The organism is Spirosoma sp. 209 (assembly GCF_002006735.1).
Taxonomy (GTDB): Bacteria; Bacteroidota; Bacteroidia; order Cytophagales; family Spirosomataceae; genus Spirosoma; species Spirosoma sordidisoli.
This window is the reverse complement of the sequence record NZ_MVEC01000001.1, coordinates 453,691-471,667: the sequence shown is the minus strand read 5'-3', so window position 1 is coordinate 471,667 and position 17,977 is coordinate 453,691. Positions and strand designations below refer to the sequence as shown.

Below are 17,977 nucleotides of genomic sequence, written 5' to 3'. Positions count from 1 at the left end.
CTTTCAATGAACGTTTTTCTTATCTGTTTGACAGTGCTTCTGGCTTATCTGCTCGGCTCGATCCCAACGGCCGTCTGGTATGGTCAGGGTTTTTTCGGTATCGATATCCGCACCAAAGGAAGTGGTAATGCCGGGGCTACCAATACGTTTCGGGTACTCGGCAAACGGGCCGGAACCATTGTCATGCTGGTTGACGTGCTGAAAGGCTATACGGCAGCTATGCTGTCTATGCTGCTCTGGTATCTGGACGTGATCACGTTTCGCGAAATTCTGACGTTTGAACTGGTTTTTGGTCTGGTAGCCGTAATCGGCCACCTCTATCCGGTGTTTGCCGGATTCAAGGGAGGCAAAGGCGTAGCTACCCTGCTGGGTATGATCCTGGCCATTCATCCCGAAATGGCGGCTGTCTGCATCGGTATTTTTCTGCTGGTGGTTATTGCGTCGCAGTACGTATCGTTGGGGTCGATCCTGGCCGCGCTGGCGTTTCCGGTGCTGCTGCTGCTCCGCATTTTCGGGCAGAAAGAAAGCCCGCTGCTGATCGTATTCGGGTTTGTTATCTTTCTGATGGTCGTTCTGACGCACCAGAAGAATATTGCCCGGCTCCTGCGCGGCCAGGAAAACCGAACGGTACTGATTCGCCTGCGTAAAAAACGCGATCCGCAATAAAGCTATTTACTGCATTCATCGACGCCCCGTCGTTGCGCGAAAACTGCGTAACTTCGGGGCGATTTTATAGCTAACCGAATTCACTGGCGCATCGCATCAAACCCGGCTGGTCAGCCGGAACCCGCTACCCAATGAACCGCCGATGCCGTATCGTACCAGACCCAGACAAGACCTATGCTAACAGACTTCCTTGCCGAAAATAAGCAGCGATTCCTGGATGAACTGCTCGAGTTACTACGTATCCCGTCGGTATCGGCCGACTCTTCCTTCAAAAATGACGTTCGCCGGGCGGCCGAATTTGTTCGCGATAAGCTGACCGCAGCCGGACTGGACGATGCCCAGCTGCACGAAACTGCGGGCCACCCCATTGTTTTTGCGCAGAAACTGGTCGATCCGGCCCGCCCAACGGTGCTGGTGTATGGGCATTACGACGTGCAGCCGGCCGATCCGTACGAACTCTGGAAAACGCCCCCTTTCGAGCCGACTATTCGTAACGAACGGATCTATGCCCGGGGGGCCTGCGACGATAAAGGGCAGTTTTATATGCACATCAAGGCGCTGGAAGCCATGCTGGCTACCGATGGGCTGCCCTGCAACGTAAAAGTGATGATCGAGGGCGAAGAGGAAGTCGGTTCCGACCACCTCGGCACCTTCGTGGCCGGGAACCGGGAACTGCTCAAAGCCGACGTAATCCTGATCTCCGATACAAGCATTATCTCCAACGAAACGCCGTCGCTCGAAACCGGACTGCGCGGTTTATCGTACGTAGAGGTCGAGGTGACGGGCGCTAACCGCGACCTGCACTCGGGTGTATACGGGGGAGGGGTAGCCAACCCGATCAACGTACTGGCTAAAATGATCGCGAGTCTGCACGACGATCAGGGCCGCATTACCATACCTGGTTTTTATGACAAGGTGGTTGATCTGAGCGAAGCCGAACGGGCCGAGCTGGCTAAAGCACCGTTCAGCCTGGACGAGTACAAGCAGGATTTAGGGATCAGCGACGTGATGGGCGAAAGCGGCTACTCGACCAACGAACGGACCAGCATACGCCCTACGCTCGATGCCAACGGCATCTGGGGCGGCTATACGGGCGAAGGCGCCAAAACGGTGCTGCCTTCCAAAGCCTCGGCCAAGATCAGCATGCGGCTCGTTCCGAACCAGACGCCCGAGGAGATTACGGATTTATTCACCCGGCATTTTACCGCCATTGCACCGGCGGGCGTGACGGTAAAGGTGATGCCTCATCATGGCGGGCTGCCCTACGTGACCCCCGTCGACTCGGTCGAATTCGAAGCCGCGAGCCGGGCTTTCGAAGATGCCTGGGGTAAGAAACCGATTCCAACGCGGGGGGGCGGCAGTATTCCGATCGTAGCCCTGTTTGAGCGGGAACTGGGTATAAAATCTATTCTGATGGGATTTGGTCTGGATACCGATGCGCTCCATTCACCCAACGAAAGCTACGGCCTGTTTAATTTTTATAAAGGCATCGAAACCATTCCGTACTTCTACAAAAACTACGCGGAGTTGAAGCAGTAACATGAAACACGCTTTATTGCCTCTTTTGCTAACCTGCCTGACCGGATCGCTGGTATTGGCTCAGCAGCCAGCCCCCCGAACGTTGACGCCAGCCGAGCAACGACAAAAAGAAAAAATTGAACGGGAAGTTCAGCGCGAACGTCAGGTCCGGGCCGAGTGGCTGCAGAAACAACGCGAGTACGAAGCCCGACAGGCCGAAAAAGAACGGCAGCGACAGGCAAAAAAAGCCGAAAAAGACCGTCCGGCACCGCCCGCCGAAAAACCCAAGCCAGCTGAGCCTGTCAAAACGGGCGCTGATGCGCAGACCGTAGCTCCGGCCCCAGCTCCAGCGCCAAAACCCGCTGAACCCAGTCGGCGCGAACGGCGGGAACAACGCCGGAAAGAGGCTGCACCAGCCGTAACGCCAGCTCCCGAGCCTGCCCCGGCGGTAGTAACGCCACCGCCAGCCCCGGTCGTAGTGACGCCCGCTGAGCCAGCGCCACCCGCAGCCCGGCCCGCCCGGCCCAAACGCGAACGCCGGAAAGCTACTGCGCCGGTAACGGACAGCCTGGCGGTAACTCCCGCGCCAGCCAATGCCGAACAGCCCCGACTGAGCCGACCCAAACATGAGTTTTTGCCCAAAGGGCATCTGTTCGACCCCATCCTGCTCGACCCGCTCGAAGCGCAGACCTATGGCTCCGTACTGCCCGCTTATTATACGGAGGGGAGTCGTTACAAAGGCAGCATTGTTCCGTTTGCGTTCGGGTTTGCGAAGCCATTCTACCGGCGTACTACCGAGCCGGGCCGATCAGAGGAAGTTGTGCTGGATCTGGCGTCGTTTACCCAGTTTGAAGTCTACTGGGATGCCGACAAAGGCCGTCAGCGCCGGCAGATCATGAACAACGATTACAAGATCAGCATCATCTACAACGTACGGCGGGGTGCAAACAACTACCGGTTCCGGTTCTATCATCTGTCGTCACATTTGGGCGACGATTACATCTACCGCAACCGGATCACGGCCCCTTCGCCCAACTCGGTGAATTACGAGGTCGTCGATGCGACCTACAGCCGGATGGTACAGAACTGGCGGCTCTACGGCGGTCTGGGCATCGGGCTACGCAAGACCAGCGAGCGGGAGCGGCTCAGCGCGCAACTGGGTGCGTACTACAAAAAGCCGTCTGAGCGGCTGGCCCGGCTGGTCGGTGGCGTCGATGTCAAGTTCTGGCAACAGACCGATTTCAGGCCGGGTATTCACGGCGGGGTGGGCGTAGAAGTGGGTCGCACGCAGAATAACCTGACGTTTTTGCTCGAAGGCTACTCGGGCTTCCGACCCTACAGCCAGTTCGAGCAGCAGCAGACCTCATGGATCGGCATCGGGGTTTACCTGAATCCATTCTGAAAAAATAAGACGGGCGGGTCAGCCAGCGGCAAAGTCTACCGGGCATGCCGCTGGTTGACCCGCCCGTTTGTACCTTTGCGTTTTACCTAATTGTATGGATTTATCTGCACTTACGGCCATATCGCCCGTTGATGGCCGCTACCGGCGTCAGGTCGAATCACTGGCCCCCTATTTCTCGGAGTTTGGCCTGATTCGTTACCGGATTCGTATCGAAGTCGAGTACTTTATCGCTCTCTGCGAATGGCCCGTTCCGCAACTGTCGGCGGTCAACGCGACCCATTTTCCGGCTTTGCGGGCTTTGTACGAGCAGTTTACCGAGGCCGATGCGCAGCGGATCAAGGACATCGAGAAAACCACCAACCACGACGTTAAGGCCGTTGAATACTTCATCAAGGAGAAGCTGAAAGGGTCGCCCGTTGAGCCGTATCTGGAGTTCATTCACTTCGGTCTAACTTCCCAGGACGTGAACAATACGGCTATTCCGCTGTCGCTGTCCGAGGCCATGGACACCGAGATAACGCCCCTGTATCGGCAGGTATACATGCGGTTGCAACAATTGGCCGACCAGTGGGCCCATATTCCCATGCTGGCCCGCACACACGGGCAACCAGCCTCCCCAACGCGTCTGGGCAAAGAACTGAGCGTGTTTGTAGAGCGAATCGAAAAGCAGCTGCTCCTGCTGGCGGCTATCCCGACGGCGGCCAAATTCGGCGGTGCTACGGGTAATTTCAACGCCCATGCTGTAGCCTATCCGAACGAGAACTGGAAAGAGTTCGGCGACTCCTTCGTCAAAAGTCTGGGGATGGTCCGCAGTCAGTTTACGACCCAGATCGAGCATTACGACATGCTGGCGGCTACGCTGGATGCCTACAAGCGGCTCAATACGATCCTGATCGATCTCGACCGCGACATCTGGACGTACGTATCGATGAACTACTTCAAACAGAAGCTGAAAGAGGGTGAAGTTGGCTCGTCGGCCATGCCCCACAAGGTGAACCCCATCGATTTCGAAAACTCAGAAGGTAACCTGGGTATTGCCAATGCCCTGCTGGAGCACCTGTCGGCCAAGCTGCCCATTTCCCGACTTCAGCGCGACCTGACCGACTCGACCGTTTTGCGGAGCCTGGGTGTACCGTTTGCGCATTCGGTCATTGCGCTGAAATCGCTGCTGAAAGGACTGGATAAGCTGGAGCTGAACGAAGCCGCGCTGCAGGCCGACCTCGATGATAACTGGGCGGTTGTGGCCGAAGGCATCCAGACCGTGCTGCGTCGCGAAGGCTACCCGCAACCCTACGAAGCGCTGAAAGCCCTCACCCGCACGAACGAGAAAATTACCAAGCAAACGATCTGGCAGTTTATCGACGAACTGGCCGTATCGGACTCGGTCAGGAACGAACTACGGGCCATTACACCCTTCCAGTACACGGGCCTGTAAGCTATAAGCAAGCGATGGGGGCCGGCCGGTAGACAAACGCTGTTCTACCGGCCGGCCCCCATCGTTTATAGTAAAACTACCCTTTAGATAGCTCCGTAGCCCGGACCTGGGCGGCTTTAATGCCGGCAACCAGGGTGTCTGATAGAGCGCCCTGCTCAAACTGCCGAAGGGCGGCTTCGGTTGTGCCGCCTTTAGATGCCACCGCTTTAATCAGTTCATCGAGCGATTTGTCGGCGGTGTTGATCAGGTGGTAGGAACCCAGCATGGTCTGTTTAACCAGCAGAGCCGCTACTGCATCGTCGAAGCCCATCTGCCTGCCGGCTTCAATCATGGCCTTGACCACGTAATAGAAATAGGCCGGACCCGAGCCACTGAGTGCCGTTACGGCATCGAGCATGGCTTCATCTTCCAGAAAGATAGAACGACCGGTGGCGTTGATGAGGTTTTCGACCCGGCGCAGGTTGGCCAGGTCCACTTCTTTGGCGGCCGTAAAGCCGGTAATGCCCATGCCGAGCATGGCTGGTGTATTGGGCATGGCCCGAACGACCAGCGGGTGATTCAGCTTCTCCTGAATCTGCGCAATCGGAATACCGGCCATGATAGACAACACCACCTGGCGAGGTTGCATAACGCCCCGCAGCGATTCATGTACGCCGTTAAAATCCTGTGGTTTAACCGAAAGAATAATCAGGTCGGCTTCGCCAACGCGGTGGCTGATCGTGTCAACCACTACACCCGCTTTCTCGGCACGAAGAGCCTCGGAGCGGTCGGCGCTTTTTTCGATCAGCAGCAGATCGTCCTGACTGACCAGATTATACTGGACAAACGATTTGGCAAAAGCCATACCCATGTTGCCGCAGCCAACAATCGCAATTTTCATAGGAAGGGGTGGGTAATAACACGCATAGCCGGAAGAAATCGCTTCCGGCTATGCCGTGTCTTCTCTTATTTTAGAATTTCTTCGAGTTTCTGCTCCAGCGCCGGTCCGCGAAGATTCTTGGCGATGATTTTTCCGTCTTTATCGAGCAGGAACGTGGCCGGAATGGCCTGTACTCCGTATTGCTGAGCCGCAGCCGACTGCCAGAACTTCAGGTCCGACACGTGGGTCCAGGTAAGGTTATCGTTCCGAATGGCGCGGGTCCAGTTGGCTTTAGCCTGATCGAGCGAAACGCTGTAGATCGTGAAGCCTTTGTCTTTGAACTTGTTATACATCCGAACCACATTGGGGTTTTCGTTGCGGCACGGCCCGCACCACGATGCCCAGAAATCAATCAGAACGTACTTACCCCGCAGTGACGACAGCGGAACAACGGTACCGGCGGTGTCGCTCAGGGCGATTTCTGGCGCTGGCGAACCAACCATCAGGCCTTTGATCCGGGCCACGCGACCGATAAGCGATTTGGCGTGGGGGCTGTTGGGGTTCTCTTTCTCAAACCGTTTGGCCAGCTCATCGTAGGTGGCAAAGTCGGTATCGATATTGATAAAGTTCAGCGCAAAGAGCGACACCAGCGACGTACCCATTTCGGGCAGCATGGCTTTCACTTTATTGACAACCTCGGCCTCGGCGGCTGTATAGTCCTGCTCGATCTGAGCGATGCGTTTGTTGTCTTTTTTCTCAGTGGCTGCGGCTACCTGCTTGTTCCAGTTAGCCACTTTAGCTTCCATATCGGTACGGAGCGTCATCAGCTTGTCGTAATACTCCATGTTTTTGGAGCCGGTAACGGTTGCTTTGCCGGGCTGGCCGGTTTTGGCGTCCATCCGGAATCCATCGGCAACGACATTCAGCGTTTCGCCCCCTTCGGCCAGGAGAGCCAGTTTCTGGCCCCCGCCCGTGTTCAGGACGAACACCTCGCCCCCGTCAACAACGGGGTGGGTCATGGTAAAGGTGTTGCCGGCTTCAACCTTAGCTGAGTCGAGCTTGCGGGTAGGCTGGCTGTTGGCCTCCAGGTACACGTAGCTACCGGGGGCGGCTTTGTTCACCTTGCCCGTAACGGTGAACGACTTCTGTTGCGCGAAAGCAACCGTACTCAGGGCCAACAGGCTTGTAACGCCAAAAAGCAGTTTTTTCATGTTGTTTGTAATGTCTTCACGACTAACTCGTTCACTAGCTTCGGATCGGCCGAGCCTTTTGATTTTTTCATGACTTCGCCAACGAACATACCCAGCAGGTTTTTCTTGCCTTTTCGGTACTGATCTACTTTGTCGGGCCAGGCTGCCAGTACCTCTTCTACCAACGTTTTCAAGGCGTCGGTATTGCGATTCTGTACCAGTCCATGCTGCTGAGCCAGTTCGGCGGGTGGTATGCCGGGTTGCTCCTGCATCAGCCCAAACACCTGTTGCGCTGCGGTCTGGCTAACGGTGCCGTTGTCGATGAGGGTGATCAGGGCCGCCAGCTGCACCGCCGATACCGGAAACTGCCGATCGCGCAGCGTCTTTTCATTGAGCTGGCCCTTGACCGGCCCCATAATCCAGTTCGATGCGGCCTTGTAATTGCTCGTATGCTGACAAACGGCTTCGTAATATTCAGCCAGTTCTTTGGCATCGGTCAGCAGGGCCGCATCATAGTCCGGTAAGTTGTACTGGGTAGTAAATTTATGGTACCACTCGGCGGGCAACATCGGCATATTGGCCTGAATGTCGGCCAGCCACGCATCCTGAATCATGACCGGGGTGAGATCGGGGTCCGGGAAGTAGCGGTAGTCGTTCATCGTTTCTTTTTCGCGCATGGCGTAGCTGCGGCCCGTTGCGGCATCGAACGTGCGCGTTTCCTGCCCGATATACCCGCCTGCCTCGGTGACCTCGACCTGCCGCCGAAATTCGGCATCAACGGCCCGCATCACATTGCGAATCGAGTTCAGGTTTTTCACTTCAACCTTCGTGCCTAAGTGCGTAGCACCCCGAGGCCTGATCGAAACATTCACGTCGCAGCGCAGCGAACCTTCTTCCATGTTGCCATCGCAGATGTCGAGGTAGCGCACCAGCCGGCGAACTTCGGTCAGAAACTGGCCAGCTTCGTCGGCCGTGCGGATGCAGGGCTCGGTTACCATCTCGATCAGGGGCGTACCGGCGCGGTTGTAATCCAGGCAGGTAGCCGTCGGGTCGGCATCGTGAATACTTTTTCCGGCGTCTTCCTCGAGGTGAATATGGTGGAGCTGAATCGTCGTATCGTACGGCTGTCCCGTAGCCGGGTCTTTGGCTTTTACCGGAATGCCTCCGCCTACGCAGATGGGTCCTTTATCCTGAGAGAGCTGATAGCCTTTCGGAAGATCGGGATAGAAGTAATTTTTCCGGGCAAAAATATTGTGGCGGGTAATTGTACTCTCGCAGGCCAGTCCCATCCGTACGGCATATTCGATCGCCTTTCGGTTCAGGCGGGGTAGCGTGCCGGGGTGGGCCAGCGTAATGACACTGATATGGGTGTTGGGGTCAGCTCCGAAGGCGTTGGCGTCGGCTGCGAAGATTTTGCTGTTGGTCAGCAATTGGCAATGCACTTCCAGCCCGACAACGGCTTCGTACTGAGCAAGAATTTCCGGCGAAAGCGACGCATCGGCTACCATAATTACAGAGAAGCAGTTCCCGGCAAAGATAGCGAAAACAGACGAAGCCCTTAGATTACATTCAGTCGGTACTTCAGGTAAGTCTGGGCCAGGAGCGCCAGTTTTTGCGGGTTAGGTACCCGAATCCGCTCATTCTGGATGGTCGAAGCCGGCAGCTGCTTGATTTTATTGAACAGCGTCTGGTAATACGTATAGGCCAGATGAACCCCCATGCGCGCACCGCGTGGCAAATTCAGGATACCCACGTAGGCTTCGTCAAAATCGCGTTGGATGTCGCTCTCGATAAGCGCTTTGGCATCGCGACCGAACTGCGTGAAGTCGATACCCGGAAAATAAGTCCGGCCCCGGTCTACATAATCACTCTTGAGATCGCGCAGAAAGTTTACTTTCTGAAAGGCGGCTCCCAGCTTGCGGGCGGGCTCGCGCAGGCGGTCAAAATCGTCGCAGTTGCCTTCGCAGAAGACGCGCAGGCACATGAGCCCGACCACCTCGGCCGAGCCGTAAATGTATTCGTTATACCCTTCGGCATCGTATTCCTGCTGATACAGGTCCATTTCCATACTGCGCAGAAACGCATCGATCAGCTCGTGCTCAATCTTGTACTGGCGCACCACCAGCTGGAAGGACTGCAACACGGGGTTCAGGCTTATTTTTTCCTGAATGGCCTGGTACGTATCGTGTTTGAACCGGTCAAGGAGGGTTTTCTTGTCGTAGTCATGGAATGTATCCACGATCTCATCGGCATAGCGTACAAACCCATAGATGGCGTAGATGGGCATGTGGAACTTGCGGTCAAGCGTCTTGATCCCCAAGGTAAACGACGTACTGTAATGCTCAGTGATTAGCTTGCTGCATTCCAGTGCGGTCTTGTTGAACAATGCCATCATACGGGTTTAAAGCGGAAGGTTAGGGTGACAAGTTATGAAAATTCTTTAGCAACCTCATTGGCGACGACCAGGCCGGAAATGAGCGACGGCGGAACTCCGGGCCCCGGTACCGTCAGTTGACCCGTGTAGAACAAATTGTTCACCCGTTTGTTCTTGAGCGATGGCTTTAAAAGTGCGGTTTGCTTGAGTGTGTTGGCCAGTCCGTACGCATTGCCCCGGAATGCGTTGTAGTCGCTTTTGAAGTCGCTGTGGGCATAACTGCGTTTATAAACGATGTAATTCCGAATATCTTCGCCCACATAGGCTTCGAGCCGATCCATGATCATCTCGAAATAATGGGCCCGGGTTGCTTCGTCGTCGGTGAGATCGGGGGCTACCGGTATGAGCAGGAAAAGATTCTCGCAGCCAGCCGGTGCTACGCTGGGATCGGTTTTTGACGGGGCCGACGCGTAGAAGAGGGGTTTACTGGGCCATTGCGGCTTCTCGTAAATTTCGTGAGCGTGCTGCTTGAAGTCCTCGTCGAAGAACAGGTTATGGTGTTCCAGCTTGGGTAAGCGTTTGCTGACACCCAGGTAGAAAAGCAGTGACGACGGAGCCATGACCCGTTTTTGCCAATAGGCATCGTCATAGTTACGATAGGCCGGATCAACCAGGGTGGTTTCTACGTGGTTGTAATCCGTACCGGCCACGACCACATCGGTTTCAAATATACCCTGATCGGTTACGACTCGTTTGGCCAGGCCGTTGACGATGTCAATTTTCCGAACAGTCTGATTCAGCAGAATTTTCACTCCTTTTTCTTCTGCCAGGCTAACCATGGCCTTTACGATCTCGTGCATGCCACCCATCGGATACCAGGTGCCCAACGCCATTTCGGCATAGTTCATCAAGCTGTACATGGCGGGCGTGTTCTCCGGCGTAGCCCCCAGGAAGAGCACCGGAAACTCAACGATTTCGAGCAGGCGGGGGTGCGAGAAAAACTTACGGGCGTGTACAGCGAAGGACTGAAATACGTCGAGTCGGGTAACGTCGTAGAGGAGTTTGAGGCTGAGAAATTCGGTAACCGACCGGCTGGGTTTCCAGACGAAGTTCTGCATACCGACCTTGTATTTATAGGAGGCCTGGCTCAAGAACTCGCGGAGCCGCGGCCCGCTGCCGGGTTCGAACTGCTCAAACAGGGCTTCCAGATTAGGCAGACCGGCCGGCAGGTCAACCGCTTCGTCGGGGCCGAAGACGACTTTGTAAGACGGGTCGAGCCGGACGAGTTTGTAGTAGTCGGCTGTTCGTTTGCCGAAGCGGGCAAAATAGGTATCGAATACATCGGGCATCCAGTACCAGCTGGGACCCATATCGAAGGTGTAGCCTTCTGCCTGGAACAGCCGCGCCCGGCCACCTGGCATACTGTTCTTTTCGAGGATGGTAACGTCGTAACCCTGATCGGCGAGGCTAGTGGCGGCAGAGAGTCCGGCAAAACCGGCTCCCAGCACAAGAACGCGTTGGGACATTGGTAAGTAATGCGAATAAGTAAGCGATCCAGCGAACGGGTGCCAAGTTGCACATTTCCACGCTGAGTACCTATCCGCAACTCCTTGTAGCAAAAAAAAGTTGGACGGAAACCCATCCAACTTTTTTGAACCTTCCTCTTTTTTAACCAAAAACTACTCAATCAATGTCTCTAAGACGAGACAAAGTCTGAAAAGTATCGCGATTAGGCGTTAAAATGCGCGTATACTTTAAGCTGGTCTTTCAATTCCTTACGGGCAATGTGAATCCGGTTTTTCACGGTACCGATGGGAATATCCAGTTTTGCAGCGATCTCGTGGTATTTGAAACCACGGAAGTGCATCATAAATGGGGTCCGGTATGTATCGTCGAGACTGTTGACGGCCCGGTTGATATCGTCCTGCGCAAATGACGAATAAGCCAGGTTGTCGGTGCTGCTCTCCATCGAGTTGATGTAGTGCAAGTTGTCAGTTGTATCAATGAAAGTATTCTTACGCACCATCCGTTGGTAGTTAGTGATGAACGTATTTTTCATGATGGTATAAAGCCAGGCTTTAAGGTTAGTTCCGTCGGTGTACTTATCACGGTTAGTAAAAGCTTTCAGCAGCGTATCCTGGAGCAGGTCGTTAGCATCTTCTACGTCTTTGGTGAGCCGGAGTGCGAACGGGCGCAACGACTTGGACACTTTTCCAATATGATGAGTGAATTCGAGCGCAGTCATAGCTGTTTAAGTTTTATCCCTGTTGAATCAAATTTACACAGCTATTAAACAAAAAAGCAACCAGCTTTGCTAAAATACTTAAGCTACTTCGTCTTGGTAATAAATATTGTTGATAATCAGATAGTTATCTGACATTAATTTTGATGCCAATTGTATATACGTTGATATGTGAACTTGTGAAGTGTGGATTTTTTCCCACATTTTGTGGAACGCACACTGTGGATATTGTTTAACAATCTCGATTTTTGCTTAAACAGAATGAGCGTTATGTCGCTAGACAATGCCCTCCTTCAGCAGGTCATGCAGGTGAACAAAGCCCATAACCCGCTCGTTATGGGTCACTACCAACTGAGAAATGTTATATTCCTGCATCCTTTTCAGCGCGTCAACGGCATAAGCGTCGGGATCAATGCATTTTGGCGAATGGGTCATGATGTCGGCCGCCGTAAGTTGCCAGAACGCGTCGTGAGCCGAAGCCGTCCGGCGAATATCGCCGTCGGTCACAATCCCCGCCAGTTGTCCGTTTTCGTCCACTACGGCCGTGGCACCCAGCCGTTTAGCGGATATTTCGAAAATAATATCCCGTACTGTGGTATTGGCGTTTACCTGGGGACAGCCGTTTTGGGGAAAAATATCCGCAACTTTTAAAAACAATCGCTTGCCCAGCGAACCGCCCGGATGATAGCGGGCAAAATCCTGCCGGGTGAACCCACGAGCCTCCAGCAGACTTACGGCCAACGCATCGCCCAGGGCCAGCGCCACCGTAGTACTGGTGGTAGGCGCCAGATTGAGTGAATCGGCTTCAACGGGCGCGTAGGCGTGAAGAACGTAGTCGGCCTGGCGGGCCAGCGCAGAATTCTGCTCACTGACCATCGCTATAATACGTACTCCTTTATCGCGCAGCATAGGAAGCAGCCCTTTAATTTCGGCCGTGTTGCCACTTTTCGAAATCAGAAGCACCAGGTCGTTGGTCTGGATCATGCCCAGATCGCCATGAATGGCATCGGCAGCGTGCATGAACAGGGCAGGGGTGCCCGTCGAGTTCATAGTGGCCACAATCTTCTGACCGATCAGCGCACTTTTCCCCACGCCAGACACGACAACGCGGCCTGTGAGGGCCAAAATAGCCTCAACAGCCGCATCGAACTGGTCGTCGAGCCGGTCGATCGCTTCACGGATTGCGTCGGCCTCTGCCTGCAGTACAGTACGGGCTATGCTTTTATGATTTTTTATTACTTTCAGCATGGGTTTTGGCAATCAGGAATGGTTTGCCGCGTATATTCGCTAACTTTATAAAGCAAAGATACGGCAAGCACCTAAAGTGAAGTAACTTTTGTACGATTTGTAGAATGATGCAGGTTGATCAGACGGTTTACACGACCCTCAAAGAACGGCTCAAAGAGATTTTCGGTTACAGCCAGTTCCGGGGCGACCAGGAAGCTATAATCCATAGTATTCTGGCGGGTCGCAATACGTTCGTTATTATGCCCACCGGCGCGGGCAAGTCGCTGTGCTATCAATTGCCCGCTATTGTGAGTGAGGGTACTGCTGTCGTTATTTCGCCCCTTATTGCCCTGATGAAGAATCAGGTTGACCAGCTGAATGCCTTTGGCGTAAATGCCCAGTTTCTGAATTCGACACTCTCGAAAGCAGAAATGAACAAGGTAAAGAAAGATACGCTCAATGGTACATTGAAGCTCCTGTATATAGCGCCGGAGTCGTTAACGAAAGAAGAGAATTTGGATTTTTTGAAGAAAGCCAATATCTCGTTTGTCGCCATTGACGAGGCCCACTGTATATCAGAATGGGGTCATGACTTCCGGCCGGAGTACCGCAAGATTCGGGGTATTGTCGATAACATCGGTAACCTGCCCGTCATCGCGTTAACCGCTACGGCAACGCCCAAAGTGCAGCTGGATATCCAGAAAAACCTGCAGATGGAAGACGCCAACCTGTACAAGACGTCGTTCAACCGCAAGAATCTGTACTACGAAATCCGGCCCAAAGCCGATGCCAAACGGCAGCTGATCAAATACATCAAGCAGCACAAAGGAAAATCAGGAATCGTCTATTGCCTCAGCCGCAAAACCGTTGAAGAAATTGCCGAGCTGCTCAATGTCAATGACGTAAAGGCGCTTCCGTATCATGCCGGTCTAGATCCGCAGACGCGGATGAATAACCAGGATGCCTTCCTGAACGAAGATGTAGACGTCATCTGCGCCACCATTGCCTTCGGGATGGGTATCGATAAACCCGACGTCCGCTTCGTTATTCACTATGACGCGCCCAAATCGCTGGAAGGATACTACCAGGAAACAGGCCGGGCTGGCCGCGACGGGCTTGAAGGCAACTGCCTGATGTTCTACAGCTACGACGATATCGTCAAGCTGGAGAAGTTTAACAAAGACAAGCCCGTTACCGAGCGCGACAATGCCCGCCACCTGCTGACCGAAATGGTGTCGTACGCGAATCTGGGCGTATGCCGCCGTCGGCAGTTGCTGGGTTATTTTGGCGAGTTTCTGGATAAGGACTGTGGTTTCTGCGATAACTGCATGAAGCCCACCGAGAAATTCAAGGTACAGAACGAGGTCATCCTGGCGCTGCAGGCTGTGCTGCAAACCGATCAGCGATTCGACGTGGCGCACCTGGCCGACGTGCTGACCGCCACGGGCAATCAGTACGTAACGAGCTACGAGCATGATCGGCTCGACGTCTATGGCAAAGGCCGTGAGTTCAACGAGAACCCGGACTTCTGGTGTTCGCTGCTGAAACAGATCACGATCTACGGCTATATTGAAAAAGACGTTGACAACTACGGGATTCTGAAACTGACCCAGCGCGGGCTCAACTACATCGAGGATCCGTATCCGGTTTCGCTCTCCAAAGACCACGACTACGATCAGCAGGAGCCCGAAAAAGAAGATCACGAGGCCGAAACCACACCCACATCGGGCGGGGCTGCCTACGATGAAGAGCTGCTCGGTCTGCTGAAGGCGCTGCGGAAAAAAGTAGCGAAAGAGAAGAACCTGCCTCCGTACGTCATTTTCCAGGACCCGTCTATGGAGGAGATGGCCACGACCTACCCAACCACCCGCGAGGAGATGGCGCAGATCAATGGCGTCGGGATGGGGAAGGTGCAGAAATTTGGTCGGCCTTTTATCGAGCTGATTACCAAGTACGTTGAGGACAACGAAATCGAGACGGCTAAAGATGTCGTTATCAAATCGACCGTCAACAAGTCGAAAGTAAAAATCTTTATCATCCAGCAGATCGATCGCAAAGTCGACCTCGATGAGATTGCGGAAGCCAAATCGCTTTCGATGGAAGACCTGATGGAAGAAATCGAGCACATCTGCTACTCCGGTACGCGGCTTAACCTCGATTACTACATCAACCAGGTTATGGATGAAGACCGGCAGGACGAAATATATGAGTACTTCATGCGGGCTGAAACCGATAACATTGCCGTTGCCATGCGTGAGTTCGGTGGTGACGATTTTACCGAGCAGGACCTGCGTTTGATGCGCATCAAGTTCCTGTCGGAAGTTGCCAATTAATGTATAATGAAAAATGAATAATGTATAATGAGCCCTGCTTGTTGCTTTTATTCATCATTGTACGTTATTCATTATACATTTCAATAAATGAATATTCTGATTCTTGGGTCGGGCGGGCGTGAACATGCCTTTGCATGGAAGCTGGCCCAAAGCCCTTTGTGTGATACGCTTTTTGTGGCACCGGGAAATGCTGGTACGGCGCTGGTAGCCACCAACCTGACCATCGGTTACAGCGATTTTGAAGCCGTTGCAGCCGCCATCCGTGACCATCAGATCGACCTGCTCATCGTTGGGCCGGAAGAGCCCCTGGTAAAAGGCATTGTCGATTTTTTGCGGCAACAGCCCGATCTGGCCGGGTTACGGATTGTAGGGCCCGATGCCGAAGGCGCTCAGCTGGAAGGCAGCAAAGACTTCTCGAAGTCGTTCATGGCCCGGCATGGTATTCCAACCGCGGCCTCGCAAACCTTCACGACTGAAACCCTCGACGCTGGCCTGGCTTATCTGGAAACCCATACGCTGCCGATCGTACTGAAAGCCGACGGCCTGGCAGCCGGCAAAGGGGTTATCATTACCGATACCGTGGCCGAAGCGCAGGCTACCCTGCGCGATATGCTCGGCGGGAAATTCGGAGCGGCTGGTAACAAGGTTGTTGTCGAGCAGTTTCTGCGCGGTATCGAGCTGTCGCTGTTCGTGCTGACAGACGGGACGAACTACAAAATTCTGCCCGAAGCCAAAGATTACAAACGCATCGGCGAAGGCGATACGGGTCCTAATACGGGTGGTATGGGAGCTGTTTCGCCGGTTGTATTTGCCAATGAGTCATTCCTGCGGAAAGTTGAAGAGAAGGTCGTGAAACCAACGCTGGCGGGTTTGCAGCGCGAGGGTATCCGCTATCAGGGCTTCATTTTTGTTGGGCTGATCAAAGTCAACGGCGAACCCTATGTGATCGAATACAACGCCCGGATGGGTGATCCAGAAACCGAGGTCGTACTGCCCCGCATCCAGACGGATCTGGTAGAGCTGATGGTCGCTACGGCCGAGGGCGATCTGGACAAGATAACCCTGCAGGTTTCGCCCCAGACAGCGGTAACAACGGTGGTGGTATCGGGCGGGTATCCGGACGAGTACCAGAAAGGTAAAATCATTTCGGACTTGGATCGTTTAGATGATGTAACCGCGTTCCATGCGGGAACGCTGGCGCAAAACGGTCATGTACTGACCAACGGAGGGCGGGTACTGGCGCTGACAGCCCAGGCAAACTCGCTCGAAAACGCCGTCAGGAAGTCGCAGGAAGCGGCCCGGACGGTGCAGTTTGAGGGAAAACAGTACCGGAAAGATATCGGGCTCGACCTGATCCGGTACGCTGACTAGCGACGAATACGGAGCCGGAACGGGTTGGTCTAAACACGCCATCCGGTGCCTGTGGCTCGGTACTCATCGCTGCTAACTATATATATTATGTCTTGTAAATCCTGTGCGACCGGTGGGTGTGGAACCCAGCGTGGCGCGGCTGAGGGGCCGGGCGGAGAACCGCAGAAAACGGCTACCAAAGGCTGCGGCAGCGGTGGGTGCAGCACTGGGGGGTGCAACAAACTGAATTCATTCGACTGGCTGAGCGATGTGGCCATGCCAGGCACAAAAAAATACGATGTTGTTGAAGTAAAGTTTAAGGGAGGCCGTAAAGACTACTACCGCAACGTTCACCAGCTCGATCTGACAACCGGCGATTACGTGGTGGTAGAGATGCAGTCGGGCTACCACATCGGGGCCGTATCGATGCAGGGCGAACTGGTGCGCCTGCAGGTAAAAAAGCGGAACGTCAAAATCAACGACGACACCCGTGTTATTCACCGGATCGCTACACCGAAAGATATGGATCGGCACGAACAGGCGGTACTGCGCGACCTGCCCGCCCTGTATCGCTCGCGCGAGATCGTGCGTGAACTGAAGCTCAACATGAAACTGTCGGACGTCGAGTTTCAGTCCGATAACACGAAAGCTACGTTCTACTATTCGTCAGAGGAGCGGGTCGACTTTCGGGAGCTGATCAAAATGCTGGCCAGCGAGTTCAAAGCCCGCATCGAGATGCGGCAGATCAGCCTGCGTCAGGAAGCCGGTCGGCTGGGGGGCATCGGCTCCTGCGGTCGTGAACTGTGCTGCTCAACCTGGCTGACCGATTTCAAGAACATTGCCACCTCGGCGGCCCGGTACCAGAACCTGTCGCTGAATCCGGCTAAACTGTCGGGGCAGTGCGGCCGGCTGAAGTGTTGCCTGAATTACGAGCTGGATACCTACATGGATGCGCTGCGTGATATTCCGACCATCGATAAACCGCTGGAGACGCAGAAAGGCCGGGCGTGGTTGCAGAAAACCGACATTTTCCGGAAGCTGATGTGGTTTGGCTATGGCGCCGAAAGTACCTGGCACCCCCTGCCCATTGCGCGGGTGCTGGAGATCGTCGAGCTGAACAAAAAGGGTGTTATCCCAGAGTCGTTCGATGTCCTGACGCCCGTTGGTGAGAAAGAGGCCGTACCGCTGGCTGCGCTCAACAGCGATTTGCAGAAGCTGGACGCCAAATACGCCACCCGGACCAACAAGAAGAAAAAGAAAAAATCGAAGGGTGGTACCGGCAGCGCGCCGAAGCCAGCCCCCAACGGTAAAGCGCAATAAAAACAAACCCCGGCTATACTCAGTACAGCCGGGGTTTATGCTTATCAGGAGGATAGTAGTG

The 17,977-nt window shown here is 54.3% G+C and carries 14 protein-coding genes; 7 read left to right on the top strand and 7 right to left on the bottom strand.

Features of this window, described 5'->3' with window-relative positions; all coding sequences use genetic code 11:
• Positions 1-6 precede the first annotated feature (6 nt).
• The 4 genes from plsY to purB all read left to right on the top strand — a co-directional run bounded on the left by plsY (position 7) and on the right by purB (position 5,021).
• Positions 7-666 (top strand): glycerol-3-phosphate 1-O-acyltransferase PlsY, encoded by a 660-nt coding sequence (gene plsY / locus B1C80_RS02095; RefSeq protein ID WP_077919382.1) that lies wholly within the window; start codon positions 7-9, stop codon positions 664-666.
• A gap of 174 nt (positions 667-840) precedes the next feature.
• The gene (locus tag B1C80_RS02090; protein ID WP_077919381.1) at positions 841-2,205 is read left to right on the top strand and encodes a dipeptidase; all 1,365 of its coding nucleotides are present in this window, start codon (positions 841-843) and stop codon (positions 2,203-2,205) included.
• A gap of 1 nt (position 2,206) precedes the next feature.
• Positions 2,207-3,586 (top strand): DUF1207 domain-containing protein, encoded by a 1,380-nt coding sequence (locus B1C80_RS02085; protein WP_077919380.1) that lies wholly within the window; start codon positions 2,207-2,209, stop codon positions 3,584-3,586.
• 94 nt (positions 3,587-3,680) lie between these two features.
• Complete coding sequence (gene purB, locus B1C80_RS02080; RefSeq protein ID WP_077919379.1) at positions 3,681-5,021, top strand: adenylosuccinate lyase; 1,341 nt, start codon at positions 3,681-3,683, stop codon at positions 5,019-5,021.
• A gap of 76 nt (positions 5,022-5,097) precedes the next feature.
• Here purB and proC read toward each other — a convergent pair whose 3' ends face one another.
• The 7 genes from proC to B1C80_RS02045 form a co-directional block, all read right to left on the bottom strand.
• Positions 5,098-5,901, bottom strand: a complete 804-nt coding sequence (proC, locus tag B1C80_RS02075) for a pyrroline-5-carboxylate reductase (protein ID WP_077919378.1) — start codon at positions 5,899-5,901, stop codon at positions 5,098-5,100.
• 65 nt (positions 5,902-5,966) lie between these two features.
• A complete protein-coding gene (locus B1C80_RS02070; protein ID WP_077919377.1) occupies positions 5,967-7,091 on the bottom strand; it encodes a TlpA disulfide reductase family protein in 1,125 nt (374 codons plus the stop codon).
• Positions 7,088-8,578 carry an Asp-tRNA(Asn)/Glu-tRNA(Gln) amidotransferase subunit GatB gene (gene gatB, locus B1C80_RS02065; protein WP_077919376.1) on the bottom strand — a complete coding sequence of 497 codons (1,491 nt, stop codon included), beginning with the start codon at positions 8,576-8,578 and terminating at the stop codon, positions 7,088-7,090. Before gatB ends, B1C80_RS02070 begins: the two co-directional genes overlap by 4 nt.
• A gap of 50 nt (positions 8,579-8,628) precedes the next feature.
• A complete protein-coding gene (locus B1C80_RS02060; RefSeq protein ID WP_077919375.1) occupies positions 8,629-9,465 on the bottom strand; it encodes a phytoene/squalene synthase family protein in 837 nt (278 codons plus the stop codon).
• A gap of 32 nt (positions 9,466-9,497) precedes the next feature.
• Positions 9,498-10,970 (bottom strand): NAD(P)/FAD-dependent oxidoreductase, encoded by a 1,473-nt coding sequence (locus tag B1C80_RS02055; protein WP_077919374.1) that lies wholly within the window; start codon positions 10,968-10,970, stop codon positions 9,498-9,500.
• 203 nt (positions 10,971-11,173) lie between these two features.
• Entirely contained in the window at positions 11,174-11,689 is a 516-nt protein-coding gene (locus B1C80_RS02050) for an RNA polymerase sigma factor (RefSeq protein ID WP_077919373.1), read from the bottom strand.
• Positions 11,690-11,962: 273 nt separating this feature from the next.
• On the bottom strand, positions 11,963-12,931 hold the full coding sequence (locus B1C80_RS02045; protein WP_077919612.1) for an SIS domain-containing protein: 969 nt from the start codon (positions 12,929-12,931) through the stop codon (positions 11,963-11,965).
• A 107-nt stretch (positions 12,932-13,038) separates the two neighbouring features.
• On the opposite strand from B1C80_RS02045, the gene recQ reads away from it, so the two are divergent.
• From recQ to B1C80_RS02030, 3 genes are all read left to right on the top strand, one after another.
• Positions 13,039-15,246, top strand: coding sequence for a DNA helicase RecQ (recQ, locus tag B1C80_RS02040; RefSeq protein WP_077919372.1), 2,208 nt, complete (start codon positions 13,039-13,041; stop codon positions 15,244-15,246).
• An 87-nt stretch (positions 15,247-15,333) separates the two neighbouring features.
• Positions 15,334-16,617, top strand: coding sequence for a phosphoribosylamine--glycine ligase (gene purD, locus B1C80_RS02035; protein WP_077919371.1), 1,284 nt, complete (start codon positions 15,334-15,336; stop codon positions 16,615-16,617).
• A gap of 87 nt (positions 16,618-16,704) precedes the next feature.
• Complete coding sequence (locus tag B1C80_RS02030) at positions 16,705-17,916, top strand: regulatory iron-sulfur-containing complex subunit RicT (RefSeq protein ID WP_236648565.1); 1,212 nt, start codon at positions 16,705-16,707, stop codon at positions 17,914-17,916.
• The last annotated feature ends 61 nt before the right edge of the window (positions 17,917-17,977 follow it).